The 12,953-nt window shown below is 70.1% G+C and carries 10 protein-coding genes; all 10 read left to right on the top strand.

What is annotated here, in order from left to right; all coding sequences use genetic code 11:
• Positions 1-97: 97 nt before the first annotated feature.
• Positions 98-796, top strand: coding sequence for an urease subunit gamma (gene ureA, locus ACIP89_RS35965; protein ID WP_401920048.1), 699 nt, complete (start codon positions 98-100; stop codon positions 794-796).
• Positions 796-2,478, top strand: a complete 1,683-nt coding sequence (locus tag ACIP89_RS35960; RefSeq protein WP_401920045.1) for an urease subunit alpha — start codon at positions 796-798, stop codon at positions 2,476-2,478. The genes ureA and ACIP89_RS35960 overlap by 1 nt, the downstream gene beginning before the upstream one ends.
• Positions 2,479-2,539: 61 nt before the next feature.
• Complete coding sequence (locus tag ACIP89_RS35955; protein WP_402118653.1) at positions 2,540-3,565, top strand: agmatine/peptidylarginine deiminase; 1,026 nt, start codon at positions 2,540-2,542, stop codon at positions 3,563-3,565.
• Between the two features lie 57 nt (positions 3,566-3,622).
• Positions 3,623-4,228 (top strand): TetR/AcrR family transcriptional regulator, encoded by a 606-nt coding sequence (locus tag ACIP89_RS35950; protein WP_401920040.1) that lies wholly within the window; start codon positions 3,623-3,625, stop codon positions 4,226-4,228.
• 81 nt (positions 4,229-4,309) lie between these two features.
• A complete protein-coding gene (locus ACIP89_RS35945; protein WP_401920038.1) occupies positions 4,310-5,641 on the top strand; it encodes an MFS transporter in 1,332 nt (443 codons plus the stop codon).
• A gap of 277 nt (positions 5,642-5,918) precedes the next feature.
• The gene (cimA, locus tag ACIP89_RS35940) at positions 5,919-7,526 is read left to right on the top strand and encodes a citramalate synthase (protein ID WP_401920035.1); all 1,608 of its coding nucleotides are present in this window, start codon (positions 5,919-5,921) and stop codon (positions 7,524-7,526) included.
• A 556-nt stretch (positions 7,527-8,082) separates the two neighbouring features.
• Positions 8,083-9,057, top strand: a complete 975-nt coding sequence (locus ACIP89_RS35935; RefSeq protein ID WP_401920032.1) for a LacI family DNA-binding transcriptional regulator — start codon at positions 8,083-8,085, stop codon at positions 9,055-9,057.
• A gap of 159 nt (positions 9,058-9,216) precedes the next feature.
• Positions 9,217-10,893 (top strand): ABC transporter substrate-binding protein, encoded by a 1,677-nt coding sequence (locus tag ACIP89_RS35930; protein WP_401920030.1) that lies wholly within the window; start codon positions 9,217-9,219, stop codon positions 10,891-10,893.
• A gap of 24 nt (positions 10,894-10,917) precedes the next feature.
• Positions 10,918-11,976 (top strand): ABC transporter ATP-binding protein, encoded by a 1,059-nt coding sequence (locus ACIP89_RS35925; protein WP_402118651.1) that lies wholly within the window; start codon positions 10,918-10,920, stop codon positions 11,974-11,976.
• A complete protein-coding gene (locus ACIP89_RS35920; RefSeq protein WP_311303030.1) occupies positions 11,973-12,953 on the top strand; it encodes an ABC transporter permease in 981 nt (326 codons plus the stop codon). The genes ACIP89_RS35925 and ACIP89_RS35920 overlap by 4 nt, the downstream gene beginning before the upstream one ends.

Here is a 12,953-nt window from a genome sequence, read left to right as displayed (position 1 = left end):
CCCGTCAATGGTCAAGGTGTTCCGAATTCTCTGCGTGATGGGTGGAGTGCTGGGTGAGTCGCGGTTAGAGTGACGTTCAAACAGGAGGTGTGGTGACGTGCGACTGACCCCGAGTGAGCGTGACCGGCTGCTGCTCTTCGGAGCCGCCGAACTCGCCCGTGCCCGCCGGGCCCGCGGGCTGCGGCTCAACGTCCCGGAGGCGACCGCGCTGATCGCGGACACCGTCTGCGAGGCGGCCCGCGACGGGCGGCGGCTCGCAGAGGCGATAGCGGCCGCCCGTGCCGTGCTCGGAGCCGGTGACGTGCTGCCCGGAGTGGCGGACGTGGTCACGGAGGTGCACGTGGAGGCCGTCTTCGACGACGGATCGCGGCTCGCCGTGGTGACCGACCCGATCGGCGACGGTGCCGGGGCCCGGCCGGGCGACAGCGCCCCCGGCGCGTTGCTGCCCGCCCCGGCGCACGCCGAACCGGAGCCCGCGCTGCGGCTGACCGTGCGCAACACCGCGACGGTGCCGGTCAGCGTCACCTCGCACTTCCACTTCTTCGAGGCCAATCCCCGGCTGGACTTCGACCGGGCGGCCGCGTACGGCATGCGGCTGTGCGTGCCGGCCGGGTCGTCGGTCCGGTTCGATCCGGGCGGCACGGCCGAGGTCGGGCTGCTGCCGGTCGGCGGCGCCCGGATCGCGATCGGCTTCGCCGGTCTCGTCGACGGCCCGCTGGACGCGCCCGGCGCGAAGGAGGAGGCCCTGCGACGCGCGGTGGCCTGCGGCTATCTCGGAGCGGAGGGCGGCGCCTGATGGACCCCTACGAGTACGCGTCGGTGCACGGGCCCCGTGCCGGGGACCGGGTCGTGCTGGGCGACTCCGGTCTCGTGGTGCGCGTCGAGTCGGACGCGCAGCGCCGCGGCGACGAGTTCCTGGCCGGATTCGGCAAGACCGCACGCGACGGGCTGCACCTCAAGGCCGCCGCCGTCCGCGACACCTGCGACGTCGTCATCAGCAACGTACTGGTCATCGACGCGGTCCAGGGCATCCGGAAGGTCTCCATCGGCATCCGCGAGGGCCGTATCCACGCGATCGGCCGGGCCGGCAACCCGGACACCCTCGACGGGGTGGACGTCGTCGTCGGCACGGGCACCACCATCGTTCCGGGCGAGGGCCTGATCGCCACGGCCGGCGCCGTCGACACCCATGTCCACCTGCTCTCGCCGCGCATCATGGAGGCCTCGCTCTCCTCCGGCGTCACCACCGTCATCGGCCAGGAGTTCGGCCCGGTCTGGGGCGTCGGCGTCAACTCGCCGTGGGCGCTGCGGCACGCGTTCAGCGCGTTCGACGCCTGGCCCGTCAACATCGGCTTCCTGGCCCGGGGTTCGTCCTCCGACGACGCGCCGCTGGTGGAGGCGCTGGCCGAGGGCGGGGCGTCCGGCTTCAAGGTGCACGAGGACATGGGCGCGCACACCCGCGCCCTGGACACCGCCCTGCGGGTCGCGGAGGAGCACGACGTCCAGGTCGCCCTGCACAGCGACGGGCTGAACGAATGCCTCTCCGTCGAGGACACCCTGAGCGTCCTGGACGGCCGGACGATCCACGCCTTCCACATCGAGGGCTGCGGCGGCGGACACGTACCCAACGTCCTGAAGATGGCGGGCGTCCCGAACGTCATCGGCTCGTCCACCAACCCGACGCTGCCCTTCGGCCGGGACGCGGTGGCCGAGCACTACGGGATGATCGTCTCCGTCCATGACCTGAAGACGGACCTGCCGGGCGACGCGGCCATGGCGCGGGACCGGATCAGGGCCGGGACGATGGGCGCGGAGGACGTCCTGCACGACCTCGGCGCGATCGGCATCACCTCCTCCGACGCGCAGGGCATGGGGCGCGCGGGCGAGACCGTACGCCGCACCTTCGCCATGGCCGGGAAGATGAAGGCCGAGCTGGGCCCGCTGGAGGGCGACGGCCCGCACGACGACAACGCCCGGGTGCTGCGCTACGTGGCGAAGCTGACGATCAACCCGGCCATCGCGCACGGGCTGAGCGACGAGATCGGCTCGGTCGAGGTGGGCAAGCTCGCCGACATCGTGCTCTGGAAGCCGCAGTACTTCGGCGCGAAGCCGCAGCTGGTCCTGAAGTCGGGCTTCCCCGCCTGGGGGGTGACGGGCGACCCCAACGCGGCGACCGACACCTGTGAACCGCTGGTCCTGGGACCGCTGTTCGGCGGGCACGGCGCGACCCCGGCCGATCTCTCGGTGGCGTTCGTGGCGAAGGCCGCGGCCGCTCTCGGCTCCGACCTGATGCCGACCCGGCGGCGCAGGGTCGCGGTACGCGGCACCCGTTCCATCGGCCCGGCGGATCTGCGCCTCAACTCCCGCATCGGGGAGGTCGGGGTGGACGGTGACAGCGGTCTGGTGACGCTGGACGGGGCGCCGATGCGGTCCGGGCCCGCCGACTCGATCTCGCTCAACCGCCTCTACTTCCTGTAGATCCCGCACTCCACGAGTGCCGCTCCGCTTCACCACACACAGCCTTCAGGAGTCCGACGAGATGACCTTCCGCATGCCGGCCGAATGGGCCCCGCACGAGCGCACCTGGATGGCCTGGCCCGGCCCCAACGCCACGTTCACCGGCGACGAACTGGTCAGGGCCCGCGAGGCGTGGGCCGCCGTGGCCCGCGCCGTACGCCGCTTCGAGCCGGTGACCATGGTCGTACCGACCGGGCAGTCCCAGGAGGCGCGACCCCTCCTCGGCCCGGACATCGAGCTGGTGGAACGCGATCTGGACGACGCCTGGATGCGCGACATCGGGCCCACCTTCGTCACCGACGGCAGCCGGCTCGCCGCCGTGGACTGGGTCTTCAACGGCTGGGGCGCGCAGGACTGGGCCGTCTGGGAGCACGACGCGAAGATCGCCCGCCACGTCGCCGGCCTCGCCGGAGTCCCGGTGCACAGCTCGCCCCTGGTCAACGAGGGCGGCGGCATCCACGTCGACGGCGAGGGCACCGTACTGCTCACCGAGACCGTGCAGCTCGGCCCCGAGCGGAACCCGGGCTGGACGAAGGAGCGGGCCGAGGCCGAGATCCACGCCAGGCTCGGCACCACGAAAGCCATCTGGCTGGAGCGCGGGCTGACCGGCGACTACCCGCCGCACGGCTTCGGCACCCTCGGCCACGTCGACATCGTCGCCGCGTTCGCCGGCCCCGGGGTCGTCGTCGCCCACACCCAGCCGGACCCCGCCCACCCCGACCACGAGCTCTGCGCGCGGAACGTGGAACTGCTCCGCTCCCGGACCGACGCCCGTGGCCGGTCCCTGCGGGTCGTCGAGGTGCCCGCGCCCGCCGCCGTGCGGGACGAGGAGGGCCGCTGGGCCGACTACTCCTACATCAACCACTACGTCTGCAACGGCGGCGTCGTGCTGTGCGGCTTCGACGACCCCCGCGACGAGATCGCGGCGGGCATCTTCCGCCGCCTGTACCCCGGACGCACCGTCACCCTGGTCGACGCCCGCACGATCTTCGCGGGCGGCGGCGGCATCCACTGCATCACCCAGCAGCAGCCCGCGGTCCCCGGCTGACCGGCCCATCCGGTAGAACGTACGGGTGAACGAGACGCCCAGCGCACCGGACGCGCGATGACCCCGCCCCCCGCGAGACGACGCAACACGGCCCCGCCCCGCGAGTCCCTGCTCCTCGCCGCCATGGCCACCATCGCCGAGCGCGGGCTGGACGGGCTGACCATGGCCGGGCTCGGCCGGGAGGTCGGGATGAGCAGCGGGCACCTGCTGTACTACTTCCGGACCAAGGACGAACTGCTGCTGCAGACCCTGGAGTGGAGCGAGGGCCGGCTCGGCGCCGAACGCGGCGCCCTGCTCTCCCGGCAGGCGCCCGCCGCCGAACGGCTCGACGCGTATGTCGACCTGTACGTCCCCGACGGGCCGCGCGACCCGCACTGGACGCTCTGGCTGGAGGTCTGGAACCGCTCGCAGAACGCCGACGCCGACGCCCGCGGGCGGATGGCCGCGATCGAGGGGGCCTGGCACCGGGACCTGGTGGCGCTGCTGGCCGAGGGCGTCTCGCGCGGCGAGTTCGCCGCCGTGGACCCGGACCGCCACGCCGCCCGGCTGCGCGCCCTCCTGGACGGCTTCAGCGTCCACGTCGCCGTCGGCATCCCCGGCACCGGACGCGAACAAGTCCTGTCCCACGTAGCGGAGTTCCTGCGGGATTCACTACTGCGGTGAACGCAACGCACGCAAGTACGCCCGATCGTTGCCCGCCGAATCCTTGTGAGGCCTCCGGCCGTTGGGGCACGGTGACCAACCATGGGACGAGAGCAGTGGAAGAAGATCTGGGTCGGCTCCGCCGGCAACATGGTCGAGTGGTTCGACTGGTTCGTGTACGCGACCTTCGCGGTCTACTTCGCGGACGCGTTCTTCCCCGAGGGCAACGAGACCGCCAACCTCATGAACACCATGGGGATCTTCGCCGTCGGCTTCTTCATGAGACCGGTCGGCGGCTGGCTGCTCGGCCGGATCGGTGACCGCAGGGGCCGCAAGGCCGCGCTCACCCTCACCGTCACCCTCATGTCGGCCTCCGCGATCCTGATCGCCGTCGCGCCCACCTACGACGTCGCCGGATACGGCGGGGTCGCCGTCCTGATGCTCGCCCGGCTGCTCCAGGGACTCTCGGTCGGCGGCGAGTACGCCGCCAGCGCCACCTACCTCACCGAGGCCTCCGCCCCGGAGAAGCGCGGCTTCGCCTCCAGCTTCCAGTACGTCTCCATGACCGCCGGCCAACTCGTCGGCCTCGGGCTCCAGATCGTCCTCCAGCGCAACATGTCGGACGCGGCGCTGCACAGCTGGGGCTGGCGCATCCCGTTCGTCGTCGGGGCGCTCGGCGCCGCCATCGTCTTCTACCTGCGCCGCTCGATGCTGGAGACCGAGGTGTACGCCGAGTCCGGCGCGGCCAAGCAGGAGGACCGGGGCACGCTCAAGGTGCTCTGGCAGCACCGGCGCGAGGCGTTCCTGGTGATGGCGCTGACCATGGGCGGGACGGTGGCGTACTACACGTACACCACCTACCTCACCAAGTTCCTCTCCAAGAGCGCCGGCATGGACAAGTCCACCGCCTCGCTCGTCAGCTTCTGCGCGCTGTTCGTCTTCATGTGCATCCAGCCGCTGGCCGGTCTGCTGTCCGACCGGATCGGCCGCCGCCCGCTGCTGATCACCTTCGCCGTCGGCTCGACCTTCCTGACCGTGCCGATCATGACGATGCTCAGGCACGCCAGCACCTTCTGGCCCGCCCTCGGCCTCGCGCTGCTCGCCCTGGTCGTGGTCACCGGCTACACCTCCATCAACGCCTGTGTGAAGGCCGAGCTCTTCCCGACCGGCATCCGCGCCCTGGGGGTCGGCCTCTCCTACGCCGTCGCCAACGCGCTCTTCGGCGGCACCGCCGAGTACGTCGCGCTCTGGTTCAAGAACGCCGGCGCCGAATCCGGCTTCTACTGGTACGTGGCGGGCTGCGCCGCGGTCTCGCTGATCGTCTACCTCTCGATGCGCGAGACCCGCGACATCGACCTGAACCGGGTCGCCCCGGCCGGGCAGCCGGGGCAGCCACGGCAGTCCGGAGCGACGAGCGTCACGCCCGCATCCTGAGACAGGGCACGTCACGGAGGCGGTCCTGTGCCAGACTGCCTCCGTGTCCTCGTTCGTCATGATTATTGGCAACAGGCGCGCCGGTCCGCAGTGACCGTTCCGTACCACCATGTACGGCGCGGCCATCGTGCCCCAGACCCGCGCGCAGACCTCTCGCACCCGCGAGGGGTTTTTTGTTTTCCGGCCCTCACCTCGGCCGGAGCGAGGCGCGCGGGATGATGGGGGCAAGTGGAGCCAGATCGTCCGGATCCACTCATCCGACAGGAGTCAGACCAGCATGACCACCAAGGCCAAGCCCACCGACGACAGCTTCCACGTCTTCGACACCACGCTGCGCGACGGTGCGCAGCGTGAAGGCATCAACCTGACGGTCGCCGACAAGCTCACCATCGCCCGGCACCTGGACAACTTCGGCGTCGGCTTCATCGAGGGCGGCTGGCCGGGCGCCAACCCCCGTGACACCGAGTTCTTCGCCCGCGCCCAGCAGGAGATCGAGTTCCGCAACGCCGAGCTGGTCGCCTTCGGCGCGACCCGCAGAGCGGGCGGCAAAGCGGCCGACGACCCCCAGGTCAAGGCGCTGCTGGAGTCGGGTGCACCGGTGATCACGCTGGTCGCCAAGTCCCACGACCGCCATGTGGAACTGGCCCTGCGCACCACGCTGGAGGAGAACCTGGAGATGGTCCGCGACACCGTCTCCTTCCTGCGCGAACAGGGCCGCCGGGTCTTCGTCGACTGCGAGCACTTCTTCGACGGCTACCGCGCCAACGCCGAGTACGCCAAGGCCGTCGTGCGGACCGCGTCCGAGGCCGGCGCGGACGTCGTCATCCTCTGCGACACCAACGGCGGGATGCTCCCGGCCCAGGTCCAGGCCGTCGTCTCCACCGTCCTCGCGGACACCGGCGCCCGCCTCGGCATCCACGCCCAGGACGACACCGGCTGCGCCGTCGCCAACACGCTGGCCGCGGTCGACGCGGGCGCCACCCACGTCCAGTGCACCGCCAACGGCTACGGCGAGCGGGTCGGCAACGCCAACCTCTTCCCCGTCGTCGCCGCGCTGGAGCTCAAGTACGGCAAGACCGTGCTGCCCGAGGGCGCGCTGGCGGACATGACCCGCGTCTCGCACGCCATCGCGGAGGTCGTCAACCTCGCCCCCTCCACGCACCAGCCCTACGTCGGTGTCTCGGCCTTCGCGCACAAGGCGGGGCTGCACGCCTCCGCGATCAAGGTCGACCCCGACCTCTACCAGCACATCGATCCCGCGCTGGTCGGCAACAGCATGCGGATGCTCGTATCGGACATGGCGGGCCGCGCCTCCATCGAGCTCAAGAGCCAGGAGCTCGGCATCGACCTCGGCGGCGACCGCGAGCTGATCGGCCGCGTCGTTGAGCGGGTCAAGGAGCGCGAGCTCAAGGGCTACACCTACGAGGCGGCCGACGCCTCCTTCGAGCTGCTGCTGCGGGCCGAGGCCGAGGGCCGGGTGCGCCGCTACTTCCGTACCGAGTCCTGGCGCGCCATCGTCGAGGACCGCCCCGACGGTACGCACGCCAACGAGGCGACCGTGAAGCTCTGGTCCAAGGGTGAGCGCATCGTCGCGACCGCGGAGGGCAACGGCCCGGTCAACGCGCTGGACCGGGCGCTGCGGGTGGCCCTGGAGCGGATCTACCCGCAGCTCGCCAAGCTGGAGCTGGTGGACTACAAGGTCCGCATCCTGGAAGGGCGCACCGGCACCGACTCCACGACCAGGGTCCTGATCACCACCGGCGACGGCACCGCCGACTGGTCGACCGTGGGTGTCGCGGAGAACATCATCGCGGCGTCCTGGCAGGCGCTGGAGGACGCGTACACCTTCGGTCTGCTGCGGGCGGGGATCGAGCCGACGGAGTAGGGAGGGGGCCGCTCCGCCGCCGGGACAGGCATGCGTTCCGGCGTCGGAGCGGCCTTTGCGGATGTACAGCCGGGCTTTGCTCCGGCGGGCGGACCTGCCGGGTGGACGTCGCTGACGGGCGGACCGGCGGGGAGTATGCCGACGTCCGGCCGGGCCAGGTGGCAGCGATCGGCTGCGCGACCCGCCGCAGAGCAGCCCCCAGATCGTGCGCGATCGAGAACTTCCCGCCGCCGGATCCCGCTGCCCGGCGCGGATGCCGTCGTAGCCGTAGCCGGTCCCGGCCAGGTCTCGCCGGTGATGGAGTTACGGGCGATGCGTGAGTGAACTGCCCTCACGCGATCCCGCCAGGAGACTTCGCGTTCAGGACTTGAACGCATCGACCGTCCTCGCAGCTCGAAGGATGGGTACGGACCAATCTCGGTGTGAAGTATTGACGGCTCTGTGTCGGCGGGGTTAACTCACGCCACCAACGCCGGTACCGGTTCCGGAACCGGTTGCGGTACCGGTTCCACGACCGGCCGTTCGCTCTGTCCTGTGGTGTCCTGGAGGCCTTCCGATGCGTGTCACCATCGCTGATGTCGCCCGCGAGGCCGGCGTCAGCAAGACGACCGTGTCCCGGGTCATCAACACCAAGGGCGAAGTGGACGGTTCAACGGCCGCCCGTGTTCGTGAAGTGATCGCACAACTCGGTTATGTGCCCAGTTCGGGCGCCGTCGGACTGGCCCGCGGCAGCAGCCGCACGGTCGGCATGCTGGTGCCCTCGCTGACCTGGCCGTGGATGGGCGAGGTGCTTCAGGGGGTCGTCGACACCGTCGAGGCCGCGGACTACGGTCTGCTGCTCTTCACCTGCAACCGCGGGGCCGAGTCCGTGGAGCGCTTCACCAGCCAGGTGTCGGCGCGGGCCTTCGACGGACTGCTCGTGGTCGAACCGGAGAACACCCTCGACCACCTGACCGCGCTGCACCGTGCCGGCCTGCCGATCGTGCTGATCGACGATCGCGGCCACCACCCCGAGTTCCCCTCCGTCGTGACCACCAACCACGAGGGAGGCGCGTCGGCCGCCCGCCATCTGCGGGCTGCCGGCCGCACCAAACCCCTGGTCATCACGGGACCCCACGACTTCGGCTGCGTACGCGACCGGCTCGCGGGATTCGTCTCCGTGCTGCCCACGGAGCTCGTCGTCCGCGGCGACTTCACCGAGATCTGCGGCCGGCTGGCCGTGGAGCAACTCCTCGCCTCCGGGGTGGAGTTCGACTCGGTCTTCGCGCACAACGACATCACCGCAGCAGGCGTGCTGCGGGCGTTGCGCGCCGCGGGACGGTCCGTTCCCGGCGACATCGCGGTGGTCGGCTTCGACGACATCCCGATGGCCGAGCACACCGAACCGCCGCTCACCACCGTGCGCCAGCCCACCCGGCAGATGGGTGAGACGGCCGCGCGGATGCTGCTCTCCCACCTCGGCGGCACCGCCGTACCCGACGCACCCCTCGTGCTGCCCACCGAACTGGTCGTGCGCCACTCGGCGCCCTAGCGGCCGGGGCCGGCCACGGCCCCGCCGCTCCCGTACTCCGCGCAGCAGCCGGCTGCGCGCACCCGCACCGCATCAGCACCCGCACCAGCCCGTACCCGGCGCGCCGAGCGCTGCCCGTTCCCGGATCTCCCAGACCCGCCAGTCCCTCCTGGAGTCGCCATGTCCGCACGCCGTCACCACACGCTCAGAGCGGTCGCGCTCGCCACCGCGGTGGTCGCGCTCGCCGCCGGATGCTCGTCAGCCAACTCGAACAACAAGAAGAGCGGCGGTAGCGCTTCCGGCGTCCTGAACATCGGCAAGCCGGACGGGCCGCAGACGAACAACAGCAACCCGTTCCTGAACACCTCTGCGGGCGCCACCCTCGGCTACCGCTGGATGATCTACGAGCCGCTGGCGATGGTGCGCCAGATCCGGCCCTCGGAAAAGCCCAACCCGTGGCTGGCGACGGACTGGAAGTGGGACCTCAACTTCACCAAGGTCACCTTCACCATCGACGACAAGGCCAAGTGGGCCGACGGCAAGCCGCTGACCGCCGAGGACGTGGCGTACACCTTCAACCTGCTGAAGAAGCACCCGGCGCTCAACGCCGACGGCATCGCGTGGGGCGGGGTCGAGGTGCAGGGCAAGAAGGTCGTGCTGACCTTCGACGACTCCCAGTACGTCAACCAGAACAAGATCCTCCAGCAGTTCATCGTGCCCAAGCACATCTGGGAAGGCGTCAAGGACCCGGAGACCTGGCCCAACCGCACGCCGGTCGGCTCGGGCCCGTACAAGCTGAAGACGTTCACCCCGCAGACCACGACGCTGACCGCCACGCCCACCTACTGGAAGGGCGCGACGAAGGTCAAGGAGCTGCGGTACAGCACCTACAACGACAACAGCGCCGCCACGACCGCGCTGGCCAGCGGCAAGCTGGAGTGGTCGTTCGTCTTCATGCCGAACTACAAGCAGCTGTTCATATCCAAGGACCCCAAGAACCACAAGCTGTGGTTCCCGTCCGGGCTCGGCATCCACGGCCTGTGGTTCAACACCGCGCGCAAGCCGTTCGACAACCCGGCGCTGCGCAAGGCCATGGCGATGGTCGTGGACCGCAACGCGATCTACACCCAGGCCGAGGCGACGCTCTACCCGGAGATCACCAACCCCACCGGCATCCCGCTGCCCGCGGGCAAGTCCTTCATCGCCCCCGAGTACAAGGACGCCACCACCAAGCCCGACGTCGAGGGCGCCAAGAAGGTCCTGGAGAAGGCCGGCTTCACGCTCAGCGGCGGTGTGCTGAAGGACCCGGGCGGCAAGCCGGTGAAGCTGACCCTCACCGACCCGGCCGGCTGGAACGACTACATCACCGGTCTCGCGATCATCAAGGACAACATCAAGAAGCTCGGCATCGACGCGAAGGTCAAGACGCAGACCGCCGACGCCTGGAACGCGGACGTGGCCAACGGCAACTTCGACGCCACCCTGCACTGGACCAACAGCGGCTCGACCCCGTACGACATGTACCAGAACATCATGGACGGCGCGCTGCTCCAGCCCATCGGCAAGCCCTCCCAGCTCGGCAACTTCGGCCGCTTCAAGAGCACGGAGGCCACCGAGGCGCTCAAGGACTTCGCCAACGCCACGTCCGACACCACCCGCATCACCGCGATGAACGCCCTGCAGAAGATCATGGTCGAGCAGGCGCCGATGATCCCGACCGCCGCCGCCCCCATCGGGGCCGAGTACTCCACCAAGAACTGGGTGGGCTGGCCCACGGAGTCCGACCCGTACGCCGACCCGCAGCACACCCAGCGCTCGGCGCTGGAAGTCGTGCTGAAGCTCAAGCCGTCGAAGTAGGACCCAGGGATCCAGGTACCGGCCATGTCTGAACAGCTCGAAAAGAACCACGTCGTGCTCGAAGCACGCGGAGTCACCAAACACTTCGCCGTACGGCGCACCGGCCGCGATCTCCTCGTGGGCAAGCGCCGTACCGTCCACGCCGTCGACGACGTCTCGCTGAAACTGCGGCGCGGCACCGTCACGGCACTGGTGGGGGAGTCGGGCTCCGGGAAGTCCACCGTCGCCAGACTGCTCGCTCAGCTGTATCCGCTCACCGAGGGCGAGATCCACCTGGGCGGGCAGCCGGTGAAGGCCGGACGTGGCCGGTCCTTCCGCAGTTACGTACGCCGGGTCCAGCTCATCTTCCAGGACCCGTTCGCCTCGCTGAACCCGGTGCACACCGTGCGCTACCACCTCACCCGGTCACTGAAGATCCACGGCCGGGCGGGGAACGGCGAGGCGGAACTGGAACAGAATCTGACCGCTCTGCTGAACCGCGTCCAGCTGACTCCTCCTCATCAGTACCTGGACAAGTTCCCGCACGAGCTGTCGGGAGGCCAGCGCCAGCGCGTGGCCATCGCCCGCGCGCTCGGCGCCGACCCCCAGGTCCTGCTCGCGGACGAGCCCGTCTCGATGCTGGACGTCTCGATCCGGCTCGGGGTCCTCAACCTGCTCAAGGACCTCAAGGACCGCATGCACCTCGCGATCCTCTACATCACCCACGACATCGCCTCCGCCCGCTACTTCGCGGACTCCACGCTGGTGATGTACGCGGGCCGGATCGTGGAGGGCGGCGACAGCGAGACCGTCACCCAGCGCCCCGCCCACCCCTACACCCAGCTGCTGATCGCCTCGGCGCCCGACCCGGACCGGGTGGTGGCCGAGGAGGAGCAGGAGGAGACCGGGAGCGGCGAGCCCCCCTCACTCATCGACCCGCCGGCCGGCTGCCGCTTCCACCCGCGCTGCCCCAAGGCGCTGGAGCGCTGCCGCACCGAGCTGCCGCCCCGCTTCGACCTGGCCGACGGCCAGTGGGCGGCCTGCTGGCTGTACGCGGACGGCGCCGGCCGCGCCGGTGACCACGAGAAGGAGGCCGCGAAGTGAAGTACCTGCTCCAGAGGCTCGCCTTCTACCTGGTCACCGCATGGGCGGCGATCACCATCAACTTCCTCATCCCGCGGCTGATGCCCGGCGACCCGGTGCAGGCCCTCATCGCCCGGTTCCAGGGACAGCTGGACACCAGTGCCATCGACTCCCTCAAGGCCCTCTTCGGCCTGGACGAGCACCAGTCGCTGTGGCAGCAGTACACCGACTACTGGGGCCACCTGCTCGACGGCGACCTCGGCCTGTCGTTCACCTTCTTCCCGACCCCGGTCAGCGAGGTCATCGCCCAGTCGCTGCCGTGGACGCTCGCGCTCGTCGGCATCACCACGCTGATCAGCTTCGTGCTCGGCACCGGCATCGGGGTGTTCACCGGCTGGCGGCGCGGCTCCTGGCTGGACAGCCTGCTGCCCGTCACCACCTTCATCTCCGCCATCCCGTACTTCTGGCTCGGCCTCATCGCCATCTCGCTGTTCGCCGTGAAGTGGCCGCTCTTCCCGGCCGCCGGCGGCTACGACAACTCGCTCGTGCCCGCCTTCGACTGGCCGTTCATCTCCAGCGCGCTGTACCACGGCGTGCTGCCCGGCCTCACCATCGTGCTCAGCGCGGTGGCCGGCTGGATCCTCGGCATGCGCAACATGATGGTGACGGTCTCCTCGGAGGACTACGTCATGGTCGCCCAGGCCAAGGGGCTCTCCGAGCGCCGGGTGATGTTCGGGTACGCCGCCCGCAACGCGATCCTGCCCAACATCTCCGGCTTCGCGCTCTCGCTCGGCTTCATCGTCGGCGGCACCCTGCTGGTGGAGATGGTCTTCTCCTACCCGGGCATCGGCTACCAGCTCTTCCAGGGCGTGGGCGCCAAGGACTACCCCCTGATGCAGGGCGTCTTCCTCATCATCACGCTCTCCGTCCTGGCGGCGAACCTCCTCGCCGACGTCCTCTACATGATCCTCGACCCCCGTACCCGAAGGGAGGCCTAG

Origin of the sequence: Streptomyces sp. NPDC088730, assembly GCF_044751215.1 — a bacterium.
In the GTDB taxonomy this organism is placed as follows: Bacteria; Actinomycetota; Actinomycetes; order Streptomycetales; family Streptomycetaceae; genus Streptomyces.
This window is presented reverse-complemented; position numbering and strand designations above follow the sequence as displayed.

Bases quoted from the DNA above. Each gene is read 5' to 3' on its own strand.
- ACIP89_RS35930 (WP_401920030.1), top strand. From the start codon at position 9,217: ATGTCCGCACGCCGTCACCACACGCTCAGAGCGGTCGCGCTCGCCACC.
- ACIP89_RS35925 (WP_402118651.1), top strand. From the start codon at position 10,918: ATGTCTGAACAGCTCGAAAAGAACCACGTCGTGCTCGAAGCACGCGGA.
- ACIP89_RS35960 (WP_401920045.1), top strand. From the start codon at position 796: ATGGACCCCTACGAGTACGCGTCGGTGCACGGGCCCCGTGCCGGGGAC.
- ACIP89_RS35955 (WP_402118653.1), top strand. From the start codon at position 2,540: ATGACCTTCCGCATGCCGGCCGAATGGGCCCCGCACGAGCGCACCTGG.
- ACIP89_RS35935 (WP_401920032.1), top strand. From the start codon at position 8,083: ATGCGTGTCACCATCGCTGATGTCGCCCGCGAGGCCGGCGTCAGCAAG.
- ACIP89_RS35945 (WP_401920038.1), top strand. From the start codon at position 4,310: ATGGGACGAGAGCAGTGGAAGAAGATCTGGGTCGGCTCCGCCGGCAAC.
- cimA (WP_401920035.1), top strand. From the start codon at position 5,919: ATGACCACCAAGGCCAAGCCCACCGACGACAGCTTCCACGTCTTCGAC.
- ACIP89_RS35950 (WP_401920040.1), top strand. From the start codon at position 3,623: ATGACCCCGCCCCCCGCGAGACGACGCAACACGGCCCCGCCCCGCGAG.